Source organism: Kribbella shirazensis (assembly GCF_011761605.1).
In the GTDB taxonomy this organism is placed as follows: domain Bacteria; phylum Actinomycetota; class Actinomycetes; order Propionibacteriales; family Kribbellaceae; genus Kribbella; species Kribbella shirazensis.
On sequence record NZ_JAASRO010000001.1, the window covers coordinates 8,303,400 to 8,325,211 of the forward strand.

Here is a 21,812-nt window from a genome sequence, read left to right on the forward strand (position 1 = left end):
TCGCAGCGGAGTATCCATCAGGTGGACGGCGTGACCAGCACTCAGACAGCGGTTGTGCTGGAGACGTTCTTCGAGGGACAACCGACCGTGGTGTGAGCAACACCCTGCCCCCAGGAGGGCCGCATCACCCTAGACTCGGGCCAGCCGAAGGGAGTCAGCTGTGTCCGACAGCAAGCAGATCACCAAGGTGCTCGTCGCCAACCGGGGCGAGATCGCCGTCCGGGTCGTCCGGGCCGCCGCCGACGCGGGCCTGGGCAGTGTCGCCGTGTACGCCGAGCAGGACCGGGACGCGCTGTTCGTCCGGCTCGCCGACGAGGCGTACTCGCTGGACGGGTCGACACCTGCCGACTCCTACCTGAACATCGCCAAGATCCTCGACGTGGCCGCGCGCTCGGGCGCCGACGCCGTCCACCCGGGGTACGGCTTCCTGGCCGAGAACGCGGAGTTCGCGCAGGCCGTGCTGGACGCGGGGCTGATCTGGATCGGGCCGCCGCCGTCGGCGATCGACTCGCTCGGCGACAAGGTCAAGGCGCGGCACATCGCGGAGAAGGTCGGAGCTCCGCAGGTGCCCGGCACGCCGGATCCGGTCGCCGACGCCTCGGAGGTCGTTGCCTTCGCCGAGCAGTACGGTCTGCCGATCGCGATCAAGGCGGCGTACGGCGGTGGTGGTCGCGGGATGAAGGTCGCGCGGACGCTGGACGAAGTACCGGAGCTGTTCGAGTCCGCGACCCGTGAGGCGGTGTCCGCGTTCGGCCGCGGCGAGTGCTTCGTCGAGCGCTACCTGGACAAGCCGCGGCACGTGGAGACCCAGTGCCTGGCCGACGCCCACGGCAACGTCGTCGTGGTGTCGACACGGGACTGCTCGCTGCAGCGCCGGTACCAGAAGCTGGTCGAGGAGGCCCCGGCCCCGTTCCTGTCCGAGGAGCAGCTGGAGATCCTGTACTCGTCGTCGAAGAAGATCCTGCGCGAGGCCGGGTACGTCGGCGCCGGCACGTGCGAGTTCCTGGTCGGGCAGGACGGGCTGATCTCGTTCCTCGAGGTGAACACCCGGCTGCAGGTCGAGCACCCGGTGTCCGAGGAGGTCACCGGCCTCGACCTGGTCCGGGAGATGTTCCGGATCGCGAACGGCGAGGAGCTCGGGTACGACGACCCGGTCGTCTCGGGGCACTCGATCGAGTTCCGGATCAACGCCGAGGACGGCGGCCGGGGGTTCCTGCCCGCGCCGGGCACGCTGACCCGGTGGCACGCCCCGTCCGGTCCCGGTGTGCGCGTGGACGGCGGGTACGACCAGGGCGAGACCGTACCGGGCGCGTTCGACTCGCTGGTCGCCAAGCTGATCGTGACCGGACGCGACCGCACACAGGCGCTCGAGCGGTCGCGGCGGGCCCTGAAGGAGTTCGTCGTCGAGGGCATGCCGACGGTGATCCCGTTCCACGCGTCGGTCGTGTCCGACCCGGCGTTCGTCGGGACGGACGGGTTCAAGGTCCACACGCGCTGGATCGAGACGGAGTACGACAACCAGCTCACGCCGTACGCCGGCCCGACCGCGGAGACGCCCGCGGACGCCGAGCGGGAGAAGGTCACCGTCGAGGTCGGCGGCAAGCGGCTCGAGGTCGTGCTGCCGGCCGGCCTGGGCGGGCTCGCCGGCTCCGGCGCCGCGGCCGCCGGCGCGAAGAAGAAGCCGTCGCGGCGGGCGGGTGGCACCAAGGGCTCGGCGGCCTCCGGCGACTCGCTGACGTCGCCGATGCAGGGCACGATCGTGAAGATCGCCGTCGAGGAAGGCGCCACCGTCGCCGAGGGTGACCTGATCGTCGTCCTCGAGGCGATGAAGATGGAGCAGCCGCTCAACGCGCACAAGTCGGGCACCGTCACCGGCCTCACCGCCGAGGTCGGCGCCACCGTCACGGCCGGCGCCGCCATCTGCGAGATCAAGGACTGATCCGGATGCAGCCCGTGCCGGTCATCGACGCCGTGGCGATCGACTGCACGGATCCGGAGCGGCTCGGGCAGTTCTGGCAGGCCCTGCTCGGCGGCGAACTGCGCCCCGAGCAGGACGGCGTGGCCGAGCTCCACGGCGGGCGCGTGCGGCTGGACTTCGCCCGGGTCCCCGAGGGCAAGCAGGTCCCGAAGAACCGCCTCCACCTGGACCTCTACGTCCCTGCGGAGGCCAAGGACCAGGCGATCGCGAACGCCCTGAGCCTCGGCGCCACCCGCGCCGACGACATCTACGACGGCGGCCTGTGGCAGGTCCTCCGCGACCCCGACGGCAACGAGTTCTGCCTCGTCTGGGGCGCCGGCTCCCCCGACCGCGGGTAGGTCCCGGCGGGGATTGGATGAGGAACTGGCTGGATTGACAGACAGTTCTCAGGTTTTCGCTGTAGGTTCCCTCCAGACATCTCGGTGAGGAGGGTTACTGCATGTCCAAGAAGACCCACCAGCAGCAGCTGGCGGTGCGGAAGGCCAGGCGGCAGGCCGAGCGGGAAGCCGAGCGGCGACGGCAGCGGCGGAATCTGGCCGTCACCGTGTCCGCGATCGTGGCGGTGGTCGCGGTCCTCGTCGGGGTCTTCGTGGTGTTCGGGATCGGCGGTGACGACGAGCCGGTGGCGAGCACGGCGGCGCCGGAGAACAAGCCGGCCAGTATCCCGACCGCGATGGCGCCGGCACCGAAGCGGCCGACCCCGCTCGCGTCCGAGGTGACCTGCACCTACACGAAGACCGCCGAGCCGGCCAGCAAGAAGGTGGACCTTCCGGCCACCGGGAAGACCAAGGCGTCCGGTACGTCGAAGGTCAGCCTGAACACGTCGATCGGCGACCTGCAGCTCAGCCTGGACAGCGCGCTCGCGCCGTGTGCGGTGAAGAACTTCCTCAGCCTGGTCGGCCAGAAGTACTTCGACGACACCAAGTGTCACCGGCTGACGGTCGGCGCGGGTCTGCAGGTGCTGCAGTGCGGCGACCCGACCGGGTCCGGATCCGGCGGACCGGGGTACAGCTTCGCGGACGAGGTGTTCCCGACGCTGAAGTACGGCCGCGGCACGCTCGCGATGGCGAACTCGGGCGCCAACACCAACGGCAGCCAGTTCTTCATCGTGTACGGCGACGCGTCCGGCCTCACCCCGCAGTACACGGCGTTCGGGACCATCGACGAGCCGAGCCTGAAGCTGATCGACAAGGTCGCCGAGGCGGGTGTCACGCCGCAGAACGGCCCGCAGGACGGCAGCCCGATCACGCCGGTGGACATCAAGTCGGCGACCGCCGCCGCCTGACGAAAGCGATCAGCAGGCCCTCCTGTCACGGGAGGGCCTGCTGTCAGGTGCGGCTGGTCAGGCAAGCAGCCGGTACTGCGAGCGCGGCCACGCCAGCAGTGCGTGGATCTGCGCAATGCCCGACTGCTGGAGCAGTTCGACCGGGCCCTCGCGGAACTTGTAGAGGTTGGTGGCCGGGTCCCGGGTGTTGTCCCAGTTGTAGTCGGCGTACGCCTGCATCGCCCGGCGGTACCGGGGATCCGGGGCGACCGAGTCGAGGATCAAGAGGTTCTTGAACCAGATCGAGTTGAACGCGGCGCCTTGCTTCGCCAGAATCTCCGGGGTGTTGTAGAACGCCAGCGACGCGTTCGCGACCGACTTCGCGTCACGCAGGTACTGCGCGTCACCCGTTGCCTGGAACAACAACACGCCGGCGCCGAGCATCACACCCTGGTTGTAGCTCCACTGGGTCTTCTCGATGGTGCCTGCCAGGTCGATGTGATCCCAGTACAGGCCGTTCGGCGCGAGCATGCAGGCCTGGGTCCACTCGTACATCTTCTTCGCCCAGGTCAGGTACGTCTTGTCCCGGGTCAGCAGGTACAGGTGCGCGCCGAGCTCGGCGCCCGGCCCGTTCGACACCGTGTTGCGGTCCTGGCTCCACGGCGCCTGGGTCCAGTAGACGCCGCCGGCGCACGGGTGCGACGGGTCGGTGTCCCAGCCGTGCACGACGAGCGTGAAGATCTCCTTGGCCCGGGCGAGTGCGGCGCGGTCGCCGGTCCGCTTGAACCGCTGGATCAGGTGCAGACCGATCCACTCGTTGTCGTCGTAGAACTTGTCACCGCCCTGGCCGTTCGGCGGACGGACGTACGAGTCGTAGCCGGTCGGCGTCGTACCGGAGTTCCAGTAGAACTCGTACGCCGCGAGCCGCCGGTCGGCCTCCGCGGATCCCGGACGGCCCGCGCCTGGCACACCGGCCAGGTTCTCGGCCACGATCGCTGCCTGCGAGTAGGGCCAGACGTACGAGTAGGGGTTGTCGTGCGTGTTCGGGTACTCCTCCAGCAGCAGTCCCTTGCCTGCGTCGAAGTACTTGTTGATCGCGTCGTACGACGCCCGCGCCCGGGCGGCGGCGGTGTGGTCGGTCCCGGCCCCGTCGGTCCGGTCGGCGGCGCCGGCGGTCGCCGCGTTCAGCGAGCCGAGGACGGCGACCGCGAGCACTCCGGCGGCCAGACGGGTTGATATACCAATTCTCCTGCGCATCGACCTGCTCCTCCTGGGCGGGTGGCGGTTGACATCGATGTCACGTTCTAACCGGCGCAGGGATGCCGCGTCAATGGCTCAGCGGCCAGGCTCTTCTGCCACGATGGTTGGTATATCAAGCGTTCGGGACGAGAAGCTGATCCAGGCGGACCGCAGATGCAGCCGGGTCCGGACCTGATCGGCCGTCAGTACCCGCTTCCCCTTCGAGCCGGCCGCCTCGACAGTGAGCGCCCGGCCACCGCCAGGACCGACACCGGTCCGCTTCAGCACCCGGACGTAGCGGATCGACCCAACGTCGAACGCCGCCTGCAGCTCCGCCGCCGTCCGGGTCACCTTCCAGGTCACGTTCGGGTTCCCGTTCCGCGGGTAGGCGTCCCAGCCGTCGACCTTGGTCAACTGGTACGGCGTGGGTCCCGCTGCCGTCGCGCCGCCGTTCGACGAGGAGAACTCGGCGATGATCGGCTTGCCCTGGTAGAGCCGGATCTGCCCGGCGGTGGCAGCGATCGCGTTGTTCGTCGACGTCTTCTCGGCGTCGTACCCGCCGTACACCTGGCAGGAGACGGTGTCGCACAGGTCATACGTTTTCCGCGTCGCCCGGTTGCGGTGGAAGACCGAATAGGTGCGCGCGGCAACGGATTGCGCCTGCAACGCGGCCGGTCGCCAGCTCGGCACGGCCTCCCGCGGTACGACGCCGCGCAGGTAGTGCTCGAGCGGCAGCACGTTCACGGTGTCCAGGTGCGCGCCGGACGCATCGATCGCCCGCAGCGCACCCCGATAACGCCGTACGGCGCCGCTCGGCAGAACCAGCCCGATCACCGCCGCGCCCTCGAACTGCGCCATGCCCGTGAACGTCTTGTAGAGCGTCCATTTCCGGGTCTTCGCGTCGTACGAGCTGAGCTTGGTCCCGTGCTCGCCGTTCGGGTCGATCGACCACTGGTTCAGGTTCGATGCTCTGGGCAATGGATAGACCTTGCCGGTGGCGAACGAGCGGACCGCGAGGCCGCTGACCGCGCCGACCCGGACGCCGTCGGTGGTGTCCGCGCTGATCCGGACCCGGATGCTGCCGACGGCCTTCCCGGTCGTCGTTCCCGGGTAGTAGAAGTCCAGGATCTGCCGCGCCGACTTCCCCGCCAGGGCAGCCCCCTGCGCGCCGTACTGCGACAGGCCGCGACCGTGCCCGAAGCCGCGGCCGGTGATCGTCGTGTCCGGCACGGTCGCGGTCGGCGCCACCTCGTAGGCTTGCGCGGTCCCGCTGATCACCGCCGACGACAGCACGACCGCCGCGATCGCACGCTTCTTCATGAGGTCCTCCCGTAGACGACCTGGACCTGACGGTCACCGCGGTCCCAGACCAGCCAGCCGCGCTGGAACTTCTGCCGTGCGCCGCCGCGCACCTGGTACGTGTCGGTGATCGGCAGGCCGAGCCGGGCACTGCCCGCACCGAGTTGCCGGTAGCGGGTGCGGAACGCGCCCTGGGTCGAATGCGGGCCGGTGGCAACGGAGTAGAAGACGTCACGAGTGGCGAAGTACGTCGCCCAGCCGGTCCGCGTCGCGTGCTCACCCCAGAACGGCTGGCCGATGTTCCGGAAACCGAGTTTCCGCGCGTACCGGTAGACCGGGGTCGCGAAACTCCCGCCCATCAAGGCGTTCACGCGCTGCCGCAGCCACCCGAGCTTGGTGTACAGCTGGGTTCCCGGACACGCCGTCGCCTTGGTGTCACGATGTCCGGAAACCGTGTGCAGACGGCTGCCGCCGAGCACGATCGTTGCCTGCGGCGACCGGTAGTTGGCGTCCAGCTTCCAGGCGAGCACGCGGGCCGTCGACTCCAGCATCGCCGCCGGCGGCGCGGTCTGCTCGAAGTTCCCGATCAGCGCGACACCGAACGAGTTCGCGTTGTACGACGCGGTGTGCGCGCCGAGCACCGGCAGCTGCGCACCGCCGTACCGGCCCTCGAAGACGCGGCCGAAGCGGTCGACGAGGAAGTTGTACCCGAGGTCGCACCAGCCGCGGCTCCTCACGTGGTACGTGTACATCGCCCGCACCATCGCCGGTACCTGTGTGCGGGTGTAGTCGTTGCGGTCGGCGGTGTGATGGACGAACGCCGCGAGCACGGTCGAGCTGTACTTCGGCCGCACGCAGTCTGCCCCGTTGTGCGCGCGGAGCCGCTCGTCGGCGCCCCAGCGCTTCCGGCTCACCATCAACGGCATCGGGTACGGCGACCTGCCCGAAGTCGTCTCCACCTGAGCGGACTCTTCGGCGTCGGAGCTGAGCACACCGGGCCGGATCAGAACCATCTTCGCGCCGGCGATCGTCGTCCCCGCCGTGGTGACAGCGCTCGCCTGGACGCCGGTCGCGTCGCCGACCCAGAGGGGTTCGGTGCCGCCGCGCTCGATCCCTTCTGGAGCCGATGGCTGTGTTCCTTCAGGATCCTTCGGATCGGGGCCGTGCTCGTCCTCGACGCGCAGCGGCTGCCAGCCCGTCCATCGGCCGTCGCGCTCGACACGGACCTTCGCGGTCACGCCCTGCACGCCGGCCGGCCAGATGATGCCGACCATTCCGTACGGTTCGGTGCGGGCCTGGACCGACGGCCCGTCCAGCGGGATCTCCTGGTAGGAGGTGTCCTGGGCCGGCGGCTCGGGGGTCGTGGGGTGATGCGGTAGCGGAACGAGAGCTGCCGCCGTCAGGACGAGCGGCAGGAGTCGGGCGGTCTTGCCCATGGCGGTGTTGCCCACGTAGCGGCCTTCCGTAGCTGCCTTCCGGCGGGGGTCGGACAGTCGCTGGGCGGCGCGCCTCTCGATTATGCGTCGCCGGTGACCGCTTTCCCGGGATTTCGGGCCGTTCGGTCACCCTGCGTGCCGTGCTCCGCGGCTTGAGGGGTTGGATAGGCTCTACTCAAAGAGCCCCCGAGAGAGGCCCGACATGGAACTCATCCTGATCATCGCTGTTGTGGTGATCGCGGTCCTGGCGTACCGCTCGTACCGTCGGACCCAGCTGCAGACCAGGAAGCAGCACGAAATCACCGCAGCCGAGCTCGAATCGGTCAAGCGGACCGCCGACGAGGACATCACCCGGTTCGGCGAGGAACTGCAGGACCTCGACCTGGAAATGGTCGGCAAGGACCTCGGTGACGGGGCCAGGCAGGACTACCAGCGTGCGCTGGACGCCTACGAGTCGGCCAAGCAGGCGGTCGGCCAGGTCACGCAGGCGGACCAGATCAAGCACGTGATCGAGATCCTCGAGGACGGCCGGTACGCGGCGACCTGTGTGCGCGCCCGGGTGAACGGCGAGCCGCTGCCGCAGCGGCGCCCGTCCTGCTTCTTCAACCCGCAGCACGGGCCGTCCGTCGAAGACGTCAGCTGGGCCCCGCCGGGCGGCGCACCGCGTGACGTGCCGGCCTGCGCGGCCGACGCCGAGCGGGTCCGCGCCGGCGCCGAGCCGGACGTCCGCAAGGTCATGGTCGGCCCGCAGCGCGTGCCGTACTGGGAGGCCGGCCCGGCCTACTCGCCGTACGCGCAGGGCATGTTCGGCGCCCTCGGCGGTGTGATGACCGGTATGTTCCTCGGCACCATGCTGGGCGGCATGTTCGCCGGCGGCGGGTACGGCGACTACGCGGCCGGCTACGAGGACGGGATGTCCGACGGCGGCGGCGACGGAGGCGGTGACGCCGGTGGTGACGGCGGCGGCGACTTCAACCCGTTCGACGGCGGCGACTTCGGCGGGGACTTCGGCGGAGACTTCTGAACAACCCACGGGGCCCCGGTGACCAGTTGGTCGCCGGGGCCCTGTGCTGTCGTCACTCGCCGAAGAGCGGCGCGTTGCCCTCTGCGGTCTTGAGGTAGTAGACGGGGTCCTTGTAGGTTCCGGGCACCTTACCCAGGCCCTTGATCACGGTCGACGTGCCGTTCGCGTGGCTGACGGCGTACAGGTAGGCCGACCCGGTGTCCTTGTCGATCCCGGTCAGCAGCGTGCTCTGGGTGCCGCACTTGTCCGCGACCAGGTGCTCGAAGCCCTGCCACGTCCGGCTGCGCACCTGCTTGACCACCGGCTTCATCGGCGTCGTCGCCGGGATACGGATGGTGTACAGCGCACCGCCCTTGGTGTTCGCCAGGAAGGTGTCGTACGTCGCGGTCTCGCTGATCAGCGTCATCGTCTTCACCGCGGAGAAGCCCGGGTACGAGCTGACCTTCTTGAAGCCGTCGGTCCAGCGGAACAGCACACCGTCGTTGCGCATCCCGTAGAACGCGCCGCGGAAGGTCTTGCCCCAGTAGAACGACTCCTCGATCGAGGTGAACTTGTCCCAGCCGCCGCCGATCCTGTTCAGCGCGTTGATCGGCTTCCCGTCGGTGCCCTGGCCGTACACCGCGTAGTACAGCGACGAGTTCAGCACGACGTACCCCGCGTCGGTGTAGCCGACCGGATTGAGGACCGTGTAGGACCAGGTCGAGCTCAGCCTGGCGACACCGGGTGTGAACATGTGCTGCCCGGTCGAATGACTGGCGGTCGGCGGGGTCGTGGCGGTGATCGTCGACTGCGCGAGGTCGCCGCCGGCGTTGATGGATCCGACCGGGATCCGGCATGCAGCGGTCGCCGCCGCCGGCGCCGCCACCGCCGCAGGGGCCGGCCCGCTCGCCAGGGATCCCAGCAGTACGGCGGAAGCGGCCACCGCCGAGGCGCGTTTCAAGCTCATCATGAAGTCCTCTCAGGAGTTTTTATTCGCCGTTCCGGGGCGCCGCGTCGTCGCGACGCCACAGGGAGACGACCGGGTCCTTGAAGGCGCCGGGGACCTTGCCCAGGCCCTTGATCACGGTCGACGTACCGTTCGCGCGCCCGACGGCGTACAGGTAGGCGCTGCCGGTGTCCTTGTCGATTGCCGTGAGCAACGTGCTCTGCGTGCCGCAGCGCTCGGCCACGAGGGTCTCGAAGCCCTGCCAGGTCGAGGTACGGACCTTCTTCAGGGTCGGCTGCAACCGGGTGTCCGCCGGGATGTGGATCGTGTACAGCGCGCCGCCGCGAGTGGTGGCGAGGAACGTGTCGTACGTCTTGGTCTCGCTGATCAGCGTCATCGCCTTCACCGAGGTGAAACCGGGGTACTGACGGACGTTCTTCCAGCTCGTCCAGCGGAACAGGACGCCGTCGTTGCGCAGGCCGTAGCGCGCGATCCGGGTCGCCGGCGAGCCGTAGGTGGCCTGTTCGAACATCGTGAACTTGTCCCAGCCGCTCCCGACCGGGTTCTGGTAGTTGTACAGCTCGCCGGTCATCTCGTCGTACCCCCAGGACACCAGGTACAGGCGTGACCCGAGGACGACGTACGCGTTGTTCGCGCCGGCGTCCCAGCGCCAGGTCGAGCTGACCCGCGCCGCTCCGGGCGAGAACAGATGGGGTCCGGCGACGGTCCTCGCGGTCGGCGGAGCCCCGGCCGTGATGGTCGTGTTCGGCGCGTCACCACCGCTCGTGATCGGCCGGAGCTGCATCTTGCAGGCAACCGCCGCGTCAGCGACCGCCGTACCAGGGGCGATGGCGACCAGCGCACCCACCAGCACGGCGGCCGACACGGCAGAGGCAGCTCGTCTCAGATAGCTCTTCACACCTCAGACGATGCAACTCCTGCCATCAAAGTTTCGGGCAACCTTTTCGGCGTTGGCCGTATCGAGTTCATCGAGACCCTCCCCGAAAGGACCTGGCCCGCCATGAGCCTGACCCGATCCTCCGCGATTGCGGCATCCGCCCTTCTGCTCGGTACCCTCACCACCTCGCCGGCCGTCGCTGCGCCGGCCGCCGCCACCGCTGCCTGCACGATGACCGTCGGGTCCATCACCGCCGGCGGATACATCGGCTACTCGAACGTCACCGCCGGATCCCCGATCACCGCCCGGCAGGGCACCGCGACCCACCTGTTCACGCCCGGCGTCGCGAAGACGAGTTCCACCTGGACTCACAGCCCGAAGTCGACGTCCGGTGACATCACCGCCGGCACAGTTCTGCTCAACAGCACGCTGTACAGCTCGTGGTACGGAACGGACCCCGAGGGGAAGCCGACCTCGGGTATGAACGGCAGCAGCGGGAACTACCGCGGGTACCGCATGATCGAGAGCACCTCGCCGTGGATCGGCGGCGGGTCCGCAGCGTCGTACAGGCTGCGCGGCGACGGCGTGCTGTACCGCTGGGTCTACAACCTCGGCGACCCGTACGGCTCCGCCGTGGTCACGCCCCTCAGCGGATTCTCGGCGGTCAAGTCGATGGCGCTGATCAGCGAGACCAAGACCTACGACACCTTCCTCGCGAACACCCGCAGCGGCGGTCTGTACACGATCCACATTCCGAGAACCGGCCGGCCCGTGGTCACCAAGGTCCGCACGTCAACCTGGCAGACCTTCGAACATCTCGTCGCCGAACGCTGCGGCACCCAGAGCACCCTCCTGACCGCCATCGACAAGGACACCGGCAACGCCTATCTCTACGCCGTTGGCCACGACGCAACCGTCATCAAGGGCCTGGGCAAGGTCCCCGGCACCTACAAGGACCCGATCTACTACCTCCGCACCTCGTCGACAGTCCCACCCCTGTACGGCGAGTAACCCCAACCGAACGCGCTCGCTTCCCCCGGACCTACCCGTCCGACGCCGGGTCGCCTAGCCGTCGACGTTGAGTTCGACGACATCGATGTGCCTGTTTTCATTCCGGAGAGGCAGACACGGGTTCCCACGGGGCTCGTGGATGTTGCTGTGATCGTGTACGCGTTGTTCGGAACGGTGTCGGCCGAGTCGTAGACGCGGACCCAGTTCACGGCTCGGTGACGAGCATCGGCCACCTCTACATTCGCGAAGAATCGGATGTAAGGGTAGGAACTCCAGCCGCAACCCGTTCAAGGAAGCGCGCGAGGTCCTCATCGGGCACGCCGGCCCCTCCGGGATGACCTCCATCGGCAACGGCCGACCTCCCGTGCAGCGCCCCACGACAGACCGAAACGTCACCGATGTGCTGAGACATCACACTGATCTGTCAGGTGATCTGTCGCAGGACATAGGTGACGGTTCTGTCAGGCCACGTTGCATTCATTCGAACAGATGTTCTAATATCGACACATGATCACGGCTACGTCGACTCCGCGCCCTGGCGAGGCTCCTGCCGCCAGGCCCGCCGTCGTGCCTGGCCCAACCAGGTCGCGGAGCGTGCGGCGCGGGGTACTGCGGGACGAGGGCCCGATCCTGCGCGAGGAGTTCGCAGTGCCGGATGAGTTCATGGCGCCTCCGGATGATCTGTACGACCCGGACGACCCGCATCCGCCGCGGGTGCTGTCCGCTGAGGATCTGTACGACGACCTGCCGGCGATGTCGCGCGTCGACTGGCTGGACTGGCTGGAATGGGCCGGTGTCGATCAGGACGAGGCCGAACGCGAGATGCTGCGCCGGAAGGCCCCGGCCTGGGTGTTCCTGCCACCCGGCGCCGAACTCGCCGCCGCACTGGAGCGGTTGCGGCCGCAGTGCGAGTCACCGGTCGCGCTGATCGAGGCGATGAAGGCCGCCACCCGGATGGAAGCCTGGGCCGCCTCGATCAAGACCTCCGCGATGGCATCGTTCGTGCGCCAACGCAAAGCCCAGGCCACCGAGATCCCCCGCCCGACCCAGATCGACACCTCCGGCCGCCCGATCGACCCCGAACGCTCCTGGTCCGCCGAGATCGGCGCCGCGCTGCACCTGTCCACCGACACCGCCGCTCGCCACATCGACACCGCACTGCACCTGACCGGACCACTCGCCGCGACCCACACCGCACTACGCTGCGGCGCCCTGACCTGGTCCAAAGCCCTGGCCATCTCCGAAGCCACCCGCGACCTGCCGCCCGCCGCCGCCCAAGCCGTCGAGACCCACGTCCTGCGCCGCGCTGCGGGCCAGACCCACAAGAACCTGCGCGAATCGTTGCGCCGCCAGGTCGCCAAACACACCATCCGCGAAGACGCCGACCGACACCGCGTCGCCACCACCGACCGCACCTGCAAAATCGTGCCGCTGTCCGACGGGATGGCCGGACTCTGGGTCGTGCACACCGCCGAGAAGATCCAGCAGATGTGGGTCGTCATCCAAGCCATGGCCGACCTCGCCAAACGAGGAACCCCCAAGGCCCCGAACATCACCAACACCACCGCCCCGACCGGCACCACCAGCCCAACCGGGCCAACCGGGACAACCGGGACAACCGGGACAACCGGGACAACCGGGACAACCGGGACCACCGAGACAACCGGCACCACCAACCCGACCAGCCCGTCCGGCACCACCAGCCCGACCGGGACCTGCACCCCGAGCAGCGCGGGCAGCAGCACGGCCAGCTCCGAGATCATCGGAACCAGCACCGAGACTGCGGCCGGATCAGCGGCTGCACACACCTGGACCAGCACCGGGACCAGCACCGGGACAACCGCCACTACAGCAGTTGACACGGCAGTTGACACGGCAGTCGACACGGCAGTCGACACGGCAGTTGCCACAGTGGTTGACGCGGTACCCGCTGAACTGGCTGGCCGCGCGGTTGGAGACGCCGCTGAACAAACCGCCGGTGAAACCATTGCAGCGGTTGGAGAAGCGGCAGGTCGCCCCTCACAGGACCGGCGCGAACCCGACCCGCGCGAACCCGACCGACGTGACTCAGAGGCGCGCGACCCTGACGTGGGTTCAGCCAGGCGTGGTTCTGATCGGCGTGGTTCTGATCGGCGTGGTCCTGATCGGCGGACCGCGGAGCAGCGGCGTGCCGACGTCATGGCCGACCTGTTCGAACACATGCTCCACAACGGACTCGACTGGCTCGGCCGCCGACTACCCGACCAGCACCGCAGACGCCCCCACATCGAAGTCCTCATCCCGATCACCACCCTGCTCGGGATGGACGACGACCCCTGCGAACTCACCGGCTACGGCCCCATCCCCGCCGACATGGCCCGCCGCATCGCCACCGACAGCACCTGGCGCAGGCTCCTCACCGACCCCACCAACGGCACCGTCCTCGAAGCCTCCACCACCCGCCACGACCCCGGCACCCTCGTCACCGAAACCCTCCTCGCCCGCCACCCCACCTGCGCCTGGCCCGGCTGCAACCGCACCTCCCGCCAATGCGACCGCGACCACACCACCCCCTTCACACAAACCGGCCGAACAACCCTCACCGGCCTCGCGCCCTACTGCGAATACCACCACGTCATCAAAGACACCCCCGCCTGGGGATGGACCACCACCACCCACCCCGACGGCTCCGTCACCCTGACCGCCCCCACCGGCCACCGCTACACCACCGTCCCACCCGCCCGCGGACCCATCGCACCGGATCAAGCCGCCAGCCCACCCCCGCCCCGCCCACCGAATGACCCACCACCCTTCTGAGTTGCGACGGACCAACTGCAGCACTGATGGCGGATGTCGCAGACCGGTGCGGCCACAGCGAAATGCCCTCGTAAGACATGCCGGTCGTCCCGCAACTTCCGGATACCCCCAACCCGAGGCAGGACGAACTTGCGAGAGAAGTAGGCACCGCTTCAGGGGCGTCCGCCGGAGTGGCTCCGCTTTCGGGGCGTCGTGTTCCTCGCCTAGATGTGATGTCCAGGGACGTTGGTCAGGCGGGTGATGGGTGGTTGGCCGCCGATTGAGCTGTGGGGTCGGTGATGATTGTAGAAGTGGAGCCAGCGGGGTAGGGCCGCGTTGCGTTGGTCGGTTGCTTCGTAGAAGCGGGCGTAGGCCCAGCCGTCGGCCAGTGTGCGGTGGAAGCGCTCGATTTTGCCGTTGGTCTGCGGGCGGTAGGGCCGGGTTCGTTTCGGGATGATGCCGAGTTCGGTGCAGGCATCGTGCCAGGCATACGAGCGGTAGCAGGACCCGTTGTCGGACAGGACGCGTTCGACGGTGACACCGTGGTCGGCGAACCAGGCCACGGCACGCTGGAGAACGCCGATGGCGGTGGCGGCTCTCTCGTCGGTGCAGATCTCGGCGTAGGCCAGGCGGGAGTGATCATCGATCACGGTGTGGACGAACGCGGTGCCGATGTTGGGGTGGCCTTTGGCGGTGCGTCCGGTCCGTAGTGCGGTGACGGCTTTGTTCTTGTCGCCTTGCTGTTTGCCGAGGTAGCGCCAGCCGCCGCCATCGGGGATGTTGCCGAACTTGGTGACATCGACGTGCAGGAGCGCGCCGGGGTGGGGGTGTTCGTAGCGGCGCTGATTGCGCAGGGGTTCACCGGTGACCCGGTCGATGCGGGACAGCCGGTTGATCCGGCAGCGAACCAGTACGGCGTGCACGGTGGAGGCCGGTACGCCGAGCCGGCCGGCGATCTGCACCGGGCCGAGCCGGTGGCGCCACCGCAACCGCACGATCCGCCGCACCACCCCCGGCAGGGTCTTGGCCGGGCTGCGACGCGGCCGGGAGCTGCGGTCGGCCATCCCCGCCGGCCCTTCGGCCCGGTACCGCTCGGCCCACTTGCGGGCCGTCTTGGCCGCGACCATGAACATCTTCGCCGCCGTGGCATAGGTCCAGCCCTGGTCGACGATCAGACGCGCCAGCCGCAACCGTGCGCGCGGGGTCAAAGCAGCGTTAGCGTGGGACACGAAGGCCTCCTGGCGTGTGAAGCGGTTCCTTAGACAGCTCCACTTCACAACCGGAGGCCTTCACCTGTCAGACCGACTCACCGCCGAAAGGCGGGACAACCTCCCAGGACATCACACCTAGAGGTCGATGACGATCTTGCCCTGGGTGTGGCGCCCGGACCGGAGGCCGACTGCGGCATGGATCTGGTCGACCGGGAAGGTTGCCGCGATCGGTACCCGGAGGCGGCCTGCCGCGACCAGGCCGGCGATTTCCTCGAGGGCGCTGTGGGGTGTGTTGGCGCCGTTCGCCGGTGTGATCCCGTCGATCTGGGCGGCGATGGTGGTGATGCGCTCGTCGGGTACGCCGAGTTCGCGTGCTGCCTGCGCGGTGTCGGTTCCGTGGAGGTCCATGGCCGCGGTGACGCCGGCGGGCGCCAGTGCACGACCCCGGTCGACCAGACCATCGCCGTAGGTGACCGGCTCGGCCCCGAGGGCGCGCGCAGGGCGTCGGCCGAGGATGCCGACCCCGTCCCGATCACCCGTGCGCCTGCGAGGCGCGCGAGTGGACGGCGAACACGCCTACCCGCCTCCCGCGCCGCCGATGAGCACGGTGTCATCCGGGCCCGCCTTGACCACGGCCAGAGCTGCGGCCGCCGTACGGCCCGCGATGGCAAGGGTGGCGGCGGTGCGGTCGTCGACACCGTCCGGCGTACGGTGCGCCTCTCCGCCCACCGCGATGACCCCCGCGTCCTCGACGACAACGTAGTCGGCGACCGCGCGGGACATGGCGCCGCCGAACACCCGGTCACCGACCACAAACCTGCTGACACTGTCACCGACCTCGTCCACCACCCCCGCATAGTCGGTGCCGAATCACACGGCAGGCTCAAGCCGAACCGCGCGGCGGTCTCCGCATCAGACGTCATGAACCAGTCCATCGGGTTCAGGCCGGCCGCGGTGATCCGCACGCGGAGCTGCCCCGGACCGGCCTTCGGCACGGGCACCTCACGTGGCGACCCGCTTGCTCGCGTCGGCCAACACCGAGCCGTCGATGCGCGCGATCGCCAACGAAGCCGGAGTCGGCATCACCACTCTCTACCTGGCACTTCCCCACCCGCGAGTCGCTGGTCGACGCGGTCTACCAGGACCAGGTCTCGCGGCTCACCACCGGTGCCCGTGAGCTACCCGCCGAGCTCGATCCGCCCGCAGCGCTGCGACGCTGGATGGACCTGTTCTGGAACTGGATCGCGACCAAGACCGGAATGCTCGACACGCTGCTCGCGATGGTCGAATCAAGCGAGATCGCCCATGCCGACGCCCTCATCGGCATCTTCACCGTGGCCAGCTCCCCGGAGCACGAAGCGATGGCGCTGCCGACGACAGGCTGACCCTCGCCAGGCCGACCCACCATCTTTCTGGATCCTTCTTTGCTTCTTCTTTCTCTTTGTTTCTTGAAGCTCTTCCTAGCCGGGGCCCGTGGCTCCCGTCAGTGGCGGAGGTGGAGGCGGCGGGCGGCTTCGGCGATGGAGCCGGAGATGGAGGGGTAGACGGTGAAGGACTGGGCTACCTGGTCGACGGTGAGGCGGGCGGCGACGGCCAGGGAGATGGGGTGGATGAGTTCGCTGGCTCGGGGGGCGACGACGACGCCGCCGACGACGATGCCGGTGTTGGGGAGGCAGAAGAGTTTGACGAAGCCGTCGCGGACGCCCTGCATCTTGGCGCGGGCGTTGTCGGCGAGCGGGACCTTGACGACCAGCGCCGTACTGCCGCCGGCGTCCAGGGCCGCCTGGGTGAGGCCCACGGTGGCGATCTCGGGCGCGGTGAAGACGTTCGCGGAGACCGTTGACTGGTCCAACGGTGCGACCGCGTCGCCGAGCGCGTGCGCCATCGCGATCCGGCCCTGCATCGCGGCCACCGACGCCAGCATCAGTACGCCGGTGCAGTCGCCGGCCGCGTAGACGCCGCGGGCCGTGGTCCGCGACACCCGGTCGACCTGCACGAACCCGCCGTCGGTCAGCGACACGCCCGACTCGACAAGGTTCATGTCGTCGGTGTTCGGCAGCGAACCGACCGCGAGCAGCGCGTGCGAGCCCTCGACCGTCCGGCCGTCGGTGAGCGTCACCACGACCCCGTCGCCCTGGCGCCGTACCGACTCGGCCCGGGACTTGCCCAGCACCGTCAGCCCGCGCCGTTTGAACACGTCCTCCAGGACCGCTGCCGCGTCGGCGTCCTCACCCGGCAGCACCCGGTCCCGCGAGGACACCAGGACGACGTCGCTCCCGAGCGCGTCGTACGCGCTGGCGAACTCCGCACCGGTGACACCGGACCCGACCACGATCAGCCGCTCCGGCAGTTCCTCGAGCTCGTAGACCTGCTCCCAGGTCAGGATCCGCTCGCCGTCCGGCTCCGAGCCCTGCAGGATCCGCGGCCGCGCACCGGTGGCGATCAGCACCACGTCGGCGTCCAGCCGCTCGTCACCGACCACCCCGTCAACGACCACCGTCTCCGGGCCGTCCAGCCGGCCGCGGCCCTTGATCACCCGGACCTTGTCGCGGTCGAGCCGCCGCTCGATCCCCGCGCCCTGGGCGGCGGCCAGCGCCTTCACCCGCTTGTTGACGACGGAGAGATCGACACGCACGGAGTTCGCCGGATCGTCGTCGCCGTCGTCCAGCCGGACCCCGAGCTCGCCGGCCTCCTCCACCTCGGTCATCACCTCCGCGGTGGCGATCAGGGTTTTGCTCGGTACGCAGTCGGTGAGCACGGCGGAACCGCCGATCCCGTCGGAATCGACGACTGTCACCTCCGCTCCCAGCTGGGCGGCCGCACTGGCCGCTTCGTACCCGCCTGGGCCGCCTCCGATGATCACAACTCGCGCCACGGGACGCCATTCTTCCGTATCCTCTGTTCCCGTGACCCTGTACGCCGCGTTTGCGTCGAATCTGGACCCGAACCTGATGGCCGAGCGGTGCCCGTACTCGCCCTTGCGCGGGACCGGCTGGATCACCGGCTGGCGACTCACCTTCGGCGGTGAGGAGCTCGGCTGGGAGGGCGCCATGGCCACCGTCGTCGAGGACCCGGCCGACCCTGCCAACCAGGTCTTCGTGGCGCTCTACGACATCCACCCCAAGGACGTCGAGCGCCTGGACGAGTGGGAGTGGATCGACCAGGGCGTGTACCGCAAGATCCAGGTCCGGGTGCAGACCCTGGACGGCGAGCAGCTGGCCTGGATGTACGTGCTGAACGCGTACGAGGGCGGTTTGCCGTCGGCGCGCTACCTGGGCATCCTCGCCGAGGCCGCCGAGGCGGCCGGCGCCCCCGACGACTACGTCGCCGACCTCCGCGCCCGCCCCTGCCAGTCCGCGGGTCATTAGCTGGCTCATTGGTTATCGTGCGGTGGTGAACCAAGATCTGAAGGCCGCCGCCGAAGCCTGGCTGAGCGAGGACCCCGATCCCGACACGCGCGCGGAGCTGCAGGCGCTCCTGGACGCCGGGGACGGCAAGGAGCTGGCCGACCGCTTCGCCGGCACCCTGGAGTTCGGTACGGCGGGGCTGCGCGGCGCGGTCGGCGCCGGACCGAACCGGATGAACCGGGTCGTGGTGATCCGCGCCGCCGCCGGACTCGCGGCGTACCTGAAGGCGCGGGGAGTCACCGACGGCCCGGTCCTGATCGGGTACGACGCCCGGCACAAGTCGGACGTGTTCGCACAGGACACCGCGGCCGTGATCCGCGGCGCCGGCCTGGACGCCGTACTGCTCGACCGCCCGGCGCCGACCCCGGTGATCGCCTTCGGGATCAGGCACCTGCACGCGGTCGCCGGCGTGGTCGTGACGGCGTCGCACAACCCGCCGCAGGACAACGGCTACAAGGTGTACCTCGGGGACGGTTCGCAGATCGTGCCGCCGGCCGACGCGGAGATCGCGGCCGCCATCGCCGCGGTCGGCCCGCTGGCCGGCGTACCGCGGGGCGACGACTGGCAGACGACCGGTGACGAGCTGCTCACCGCGTACCTGGACCGGATCGCCGAACTGGTGCCGGCCGACGCGCCGCGGGACCTGACCGTCGCCTACACGCCCCTGCACGGCGTCGGCCGGACCCTGGTCGAGGCCGCGGTCGCCCGGGCCGGGTTCGCCGTACCGCAGGTGGTCGCGTCGCAGGCCGACCCGGACCCGGACTTCCCGACCGTCTCGTTCCCGAACCCGGAGGAGCCGGGCGCGATCGACGCCGCGCTGGAGCTGGCGCGCTCGATCCAGGCCGACATCGCGGTCGCGAACGACCCGGACGCGGACCGGTGCGCCGTCGCCGTTCCCGATCCACACAGCCCGGACGCCTCTGCGAATGGCGGCTGGCGGATGCTGCGCGGCGACGAGCTCGGCGCGCTGTTGGGCGAGTTCCTGCTGTCGTCACGCCCCGAAGGTGTGGCGGCCTGTTCAATCGTTTCGTCGTCACTGCTCGGCAAGATCGCCGCGTCGTACGGCGTCCGGTATGTCGAGACGCTGACCGGGTTCAAATGGATCGGGCGGGTGCCGGAGCTGGTGTTCGGCTACGAGGAGGCGCTCGGGTACTGCGTGGATCCGGCGGCCGTGAAGGACAAGGACGGCGTGTCGACGCTGGTCCGGGTGCTGCAACTGGCGGCGCAGGCGAAGGCCGCCGGCCGGACGTTGCTCGACCTGCTGGACGATCTCGCGGTCGAGCACGGACTGCACGCGACCGACCAGCTGTCGGCGCGGGTCGACGACCTGTCGCTGATCGCGCAGGCGATGGAGCGGCTCCGCGCGACACCGCCGGAGACGCTGGGTGCGTACGCCGTCGAGCGGATCGACGACCTGAGCCGGGGGTCCGAGTCGTTGCCCCCGACGGACGGGCTGCGGTTCACGCTCTCCGACGGCGCACGCGTGGTCGTGCGCCCGTCGGGTACGGAGCCCAAGCTGAAGTGCTACCTCGAGGTGGTCGTTCCGGTCACGACGGACGTCGCCACGGCTCGCCGTGAGGCGGCAACCGCGTTGGCAGCCATCAAGTCGGACCTGGCTGCCGCGGCGGGTATCTAGAACTCCCAGAACACCTGGCGGGTGGTTCTGGGGGCTCAGCGGGCGGCTGCCGCCGCTTCGGCTTTCTCGGCGTGCAGGGAGCTCTGCAGCGACGAGTGCAGGATGCGGAGCGTGCTGGTGGACTGCATCAGCGCGTCCCGCTCGTCCGGGTTCCGGTTCGCCAGGGCGGTGATCTCGTTGATGCTCGCCTCGATCCGGGCGATCCGGTCGGCGACCGTGCCCTCCTGGCTGCTGGCCTTGCGGATCGCGTCCGACGTGACCGTCCAGACGTCTTCCTTGTCGTTGGTCCGCCGGGACATGTCCACCATCTGGCTGAGCGCGGCGAGGTCGTGGTCGACCTGGGTGCGCTCCACCGGCACGGTGATCCCGACGGTCGCCTGCCGCAGCCGGGTGACGTGCCCGGACAGCTCCGACCAGGTGCACCGACCGCTCTTGATCTTGTCCAGCACCTTCGCGTACTCGGTGTTGAACTCGTCGTAGTTCACTGTCCTTGACTCCTGCCGTTCGACGCTCGACTCAGAACTCTAGGGCGTGCGCACCGAAATCTTGTAACCACACGATCGCAGATCGTGCAGGTGTCGCCAAAAAGAAACAGCCGCCCGGTACGCCAACGCGTACCGGGCGGCCGAGTTACGTCAGAACGCCGGCCTGAATCAGGCGACGTACGTGGAGTTCGCGTTCCAGGTGTTGCAGTTGCCCGCGACGGTGTAGCTGCGCGACGCGTTGAAGCCGGCGAACGACCAGAACCGGTGGTTCTTCAGCGAGCCGTGGTCACGCGGGTAGCCCGGCTGGTCGCCGGAGTTCGACACGACGTAGACCCACTGCTGGTACAGGCCGCCGGCCATTGGGTAGTAGCGCTTGTTGGCGCCGATGCTGGCCGAGCCGAGGCAGGACGCCTGCAGCTCACGACGGCGGCTCTCCTCCATCTGCGCGGCGTAGGTGCTGAACGCGCGCTGACGCTGCCAGGACGCGCCCAGGATGCCGGTCAGCCACTGGACGTGGTGAGCGTACTCGTGCGACAGAACGTTGGTCGCGTACGCGCGGGCCATGGTCGGGCTCTGGCCCCAGTAGTTCTGGATCACGTGCCGCGGGATGTAGATCCACGACTTGCCGTTGTAACCGCAGAAGAACGCGGTGCTGCCGTTGACCACGCCGCAGTACGAGCGAACCGAGCTCGAGCTGTGCAGCACCAGCTTCGGTGCGACCTTGTACGCCGCGCCGGCCTGCTTCAGCGGCAGCGCCCACTCGGCGTAGGTGCAGCGGAAGAGCTGCGAGATGTAGGCGTCGACGCCCGCGGCGGTACGCAGCGAGACGTTGACCTCCCGGCACTTCGACGGGGTGATCGGACCCGTCTTGTACAGGCGGTTGTAGCGCACGATGTTCAGCGTCGACGACTTCGTGGTCACGCCTTCGCCGGCCGGCGGGTTGCCGATCACGATGGGCTGACCGTCGATCGGCACCGGCGTGGCGGTTGCCGCGGTGGCGGCGGTGCCGGCCGTCGTGGCCGTGGTCGCCGTGGCGGCGGTCTGCGCGGCCTGGGCGTTCGGCAGCGCCATCGCCGCGAACCCGGCCAGGGCACCGACGGTGGCGAAGCCACGCAGGGTGGTACGGGAGAGGTTGACCATGAGCTCCACTCTCGATGTGTCTAGGGACCTGTCGGAGCCAATCCTGGAGTGCACAGGGGTTCACCAGGGCTTGGACACGGGCTC

Annotated in this window: 20 protein-coding genes; 9 read left to right on the forward strand and 11 right to left on the reverse strand. The window is 69.1% G+C overall.

Annotated features, from left to right (window positions below):
* The first annotated feature begins 160 nt into the window (after positions 1-160).
* The 3 genes from BJY22_RS39545 (at position 161) to BJY22_RS39555 (ending at position 3,263) form a co-directional block, all read left to right on the forward strand.
* On the forward strand, positions 161-1,939 hold the full coding sequence (locus tag BJY22_RS39545) for an ATP-binding protein (protein ID WP_167217234.1): 1,779 nt from the start codon (positions 161-163) through the stop codon (positions 1,937-1,939).
* A 5-nt stretch (positions 1,940-1,944) separates the two neighbouring features.
* A complete protein-coding gene (locus BJY22_RS39550) occupies positions 1,945-2,316 on the forward strand; it encodes a VOC family protein (RefSeq protein ID WP_167217236.1) in 372 nt (123 codons plus the stop codon).
* A gap of 101 nt (positions 2,317-2,417) precedes the next feature.
* Positions 2,418-3,263: a peptidylprolyl isomerase gene (locus BJY22_RS39555; protein ID WP_167217238.1), complete on the forward strand. Its 846-nt coding sequence runs from the start codon at positions 2,418-2,420 to the stop codon at positions 3,261-3,263.
* Between the two features lie 57 nt (positions 3,264-3,320).
* Here BJY22_RS39555 and BJY22_RS39560 read toward each other — a convergent pair whose 3' ends face one another.
* The 3 genes from BJY22_RS39560 to BJY22_RS39570 all read right to left on the reverse strand — a co-directional run bounded on the left by BJY22_RS39560 (position 3,321) and on the right by BJY22_RS39570 (position 7,231).
* The gene (locus tag BJY22_RS39560) at positions 3,321-4,499 is read right to left on the reverse strand and encodes a glycoside hydrolase family 76 protein (RefSeq protein WP_202891472.1); all 1,179 of its coding nucleotides are present in this window, start codon (positions 4,497-4,499) and stop codon (positions 3,321-3,323) included.
* Between the two features lie 78 nt (positions 4,500-4,577).
* The gene (locus tag BJY22_RS39565; RefSeq protein ID WP_167217240.1) at positions 4,578-5,801 is read right to left on the reverse strand and encodes a SpoIID/LytB domain-containing protein; all 1,224 of its coding nucleotides are present in this window, start codon (positions 5,799-5,801) and stop codon (positions 4,578-4,580) included.
* Complete coding sequence (locus tag BJY22_RS39570) at positions 5,798-7,231, reverse strand: peptidoglycan recognition protein (protein WP_337759809.1); 1,434 nt, start codon at positions 7,229-7,231, stop codon at positions 5,798-5,800. Before BJY22_RS39570 ends, BJY22_RS39565 begins: the two co-directional genes overlap by 4 nt.
* Before the next feature lie 187 nt (positions 7,232-7,418).
* On the opposite strand from BJY22_RS39570, the gene BJY22_RS39575 reads away from it, so the two are divergent.
* Entirely contained in the window at positions 7,419-8,240 is an 822-nt protein-coding gene (locus BJY22_RS39575; RefSeq protein ID WP_167217242.1) for a hypothetical protein, read from the forward strand.
* Positions 8,241-8,292: 52 nt separating this feature from the next.
* Here the strand turns inward: BJY22_RS39575 and BJY22_RS39580 are convergent, their stop codons facing one another.
* Both BJY22_RS39580 and BJY22_RS39585 read right to left on the reverse strand, forming a co-directional pair.
* Complete coding sequence (locus tag BJY22_RS39580; RefSeq protein WP_238350586.1) at positions 8,293-9,186, reverse strand: hypothetical protein; 894 nt, start codon at positions 9,184-9,186, stop codon at positions 8,293-8,295.
* 22 nt (positions 9,187-9,208) lie between these two features.
* A complete protein-coding gene (locus BJY22_RS39585) occupies positions 9,209-10,084 on the reverse strand; it encodes a hypothetical protein (protein ID WP_337759810.1) in 876 nt (291 codons plus the stop codon).
* A 102-nt stretch (positions 10,085-10,186) separates the two neighbouring features.
* On the opposite strand from BJY22_RS39585, the gene BJY22_RS39590 reads away from it, so the two are divergent.
* The gene (locus tag BJY22_RS39590; protein ID WP_238350587.1) at positions 10,187-11,074 is read left to right on the forward strand and encodes a hypothetical protein; all 888 of its coding nucleotides are present in this window, start codon (positions 10,187-10,189) and stop codon (positions 11,072-11,074) included.
* A gap of 594 nt (positions 11,075-11,668) precedes the next feature.
* Complete coding sequence (locus tag BJY22_RS41310) at positions 11,669-13,870, forward strand: DUF222 domain-containing protein (protein WP_202891473.1); 2,202 nt, start codon at positions 11,669-11,671, stop codon at positions 13,868-13,870.
* Positions 13,871-14,073: 203 nt separating this feature from the next.
* Here BJY22_RS41310 and BJY22_RS39605 read toward each other — a convergent pair whose 3' ends face one another.
* From BJY22_RS39605 to BJY22_RS42250, 3 genes are all read right to left on the reverse strand, one after another.
* Positions 14,074-15,078: an IS481 family transposase gene (locus tag BJY22_RS39605; RefSeq protein ID WP_167219268.1), complete on the reverse strand. Its 1,005-nt coding sequence runs from the start codon at positions 15,076-15,078 to the stop codon at positions 14,074-14,076.
* 117 nt (positions 15,079-15,195) lie between these two features.
* Positions 15,196-15,468 carry a zinc-binding dehydrogenase gene (locus tag BJY22_RS42245; protein ID WP_238350588.1) on the reverse strand — a complete coding sequence of 91 codons (273 nt, stop codon included), beginning with the start codon at positions 15,466-15,468 and terminating at the stop codon, positions 15,196-15,198.
* A gap of 168 nt (positions 15,469-15,636) precedes the next feature.
* Positions 15,637-15,909, reverse strand: coding sequence for an MDR/zinc-dependent alcohol dehydrogenase-like family protein (locus BJY22_RS42250; RefSeq protein ID WP_238350589.1), 273 nt, complete (start codon positions 15,907-15,909; stop codon positions 15,637-15,639).
* Positions 15,910-16,280: 371 nt separating this feature from the next.
* On the opposite strand from BJY22_RS42250, the gene BJY22_RS41315 reads away from it, so the two are divergent.
* Complete coding sequence (locus BJY22_RS41315; RefSeq protein WP_202891474.1) at positions 16,281-16,445, forward strand: hypothetical protein; 165 nt, start codon at positions 16,281-16,283, stop codon at positions 16,443-16,445.
* A 98-nt stretch (positions 16,446-16,543) separates the two neighbouring features.
* Here BJY22_RS41315 and BJY22_RS39620 read toward each other — a convergent pair whose 3' ends face one another.
* Positions 16,544-17,935, reverse strand: coding sequence for an NAD(P)H-quinone dehydrogenase (locus tag BJY22_RS39620; protein ID WP_167217246.1), 1,392 nt, complete (start codon positions 17,933-17,935; stop codon positions 16,544-16,546).
* Positions 17,936-17,966: 31 nt separating this feature from the next.
* On the opposite strand from BJY22_RS39620, the gene BJY22_RS39625 reads away from it, so the two are divergent.
* Both BJY22_RS39625 and BJY22_RS39630 read left to right on the forward strand, forming a co-directional pair.
* The gene (locus BJY22_RS39625; RefSeq protein WP_167217247.1) at positions 17,967-18,428 is read left to right on the forward strand and encodes a gamma-glutamylcyclotransferase; all 462 of its coding nucleotides are present in this window, start codon (positions 17,967-17,969) and stop codon (positions 18,426-18,428) included.
* A gap of 25 nt (positions 18,429-18,453) precedes the next feature.
* On the forward strand, positions 18,454-20,103 hold the full coding sequence (locus BJY22_RS39630; protein WP_167217249.1) for a phosphohexomutase domain-containing protein: 1,650 nt from the start codon (positions 18,454-18,456) through the stop codon (positions 20,101-20,103).
* A 35-nt stretch (positions 20,104-20,138) separates the two neighbouring features.
* Here the strand turns inward: BJY22_RS39630 and BJY22_RS39635 are convergent, their stop codons facing one another.
* Both BJY22_RS39635 and BJY22_RS39640 read right to left on the reverse strand, forming a co-directional pair.
* Positions 20,139-20,588 (reverse strand): hypothetical protein, encoded by a 450-nt coding sequence (locus BJY22_RS39635; RefSeq protein WP_167217251.1) that lies wholly within the window; start codon positions 20,586-20,588, stop codon positions 20,139-20,141.
* 168 nt (positions 20,589-20,756) lie between these two features.
* A complete protein-coding gene (locus tag BJY22_RS39640; protein ID WP_167217253.1) occupies positions 20,757-21,728 on the reverse strand; it encodes a neutral zinc metallopeptidase in 972 nt (323 codons plus the stop codon).
* Between the last annotated feature and the right edge of the window lie 84 nt (positions 21,729-21,812).

Bases quoted from the DNA above. Each gene is read 5' to 3' on its own strand.
- BJY22_RS39640 (WP_167217253.1), bottom strand. From the start codon at position 21,728: ATGGTCAACCTCTCCCGTACCACCCTGCGTGGCTTCGCCACCGTCGGT.
- BJY22_RS39590 (WP_238350587.1), top strand. From the start codon at position 10,187: ATGAGCCTGACCCGATCCTCCGCGATTGCGGCATCCGCCCTTCTGCTC.
- BJY22_RS39580 (WP_238350586.1), bottom strand. From the start codon at position 9,186: ATGAGCTTGAAACGCGCCTCGGCGGTGGCCGCTTCCGCCGTACTGCTG.
- BJY22_RS39565 (WP_167217240.1), bottom strand. From the start codon at position 5,801: ATGAAGAAGCGTGCGATCGCGGCGGTCGTGCTGTCGTCGGCGGTGATC.
- BJY22_RS39560 (WP_202891472.1), bottom strand. From the start codon at position 4,499: ATGCGCAGGAGAATTGGTATATCAACCCGTCTGGCCGCCGGAGTGCTC.
- BJY22_RS41315 (WP_202891474.1), top strand. From the start codon at position 16,281: ATGGACCTGTTCTGGAACTGGATCGCGACCAAGACCGGAATGCTCGAC.
- BJY22_RS39575 (WP_167217242.1), top strand. From the start codon at position 7,419: ATGGAACTCATCCTGATCATCGCTGTTGTGGTGATCGCGGTCCTGGCG.
- BJY22_RS42245 (WP_238350588.1), bottom strand. From the start codon at position 15,468: ATGGACCTCCACGGAACCGACACCGCGCAGGCAGCACGCGAACTCGGC.
- BJY22_RS39555 (WP_167217238.1), top strand. From the start codon at position 2,418: ATGTCCAAGAAGACCCACCAGCAGCAGCTGGCGGTGCGGAAGGCCAGG.
- BJY22_RS39550 (WP_167217236.1), top strand. From the start codon at position 1,945: ATGCAGCCCGTGCCGGTCATCGACGCCGTGGCGATCGACTGCACGGAT.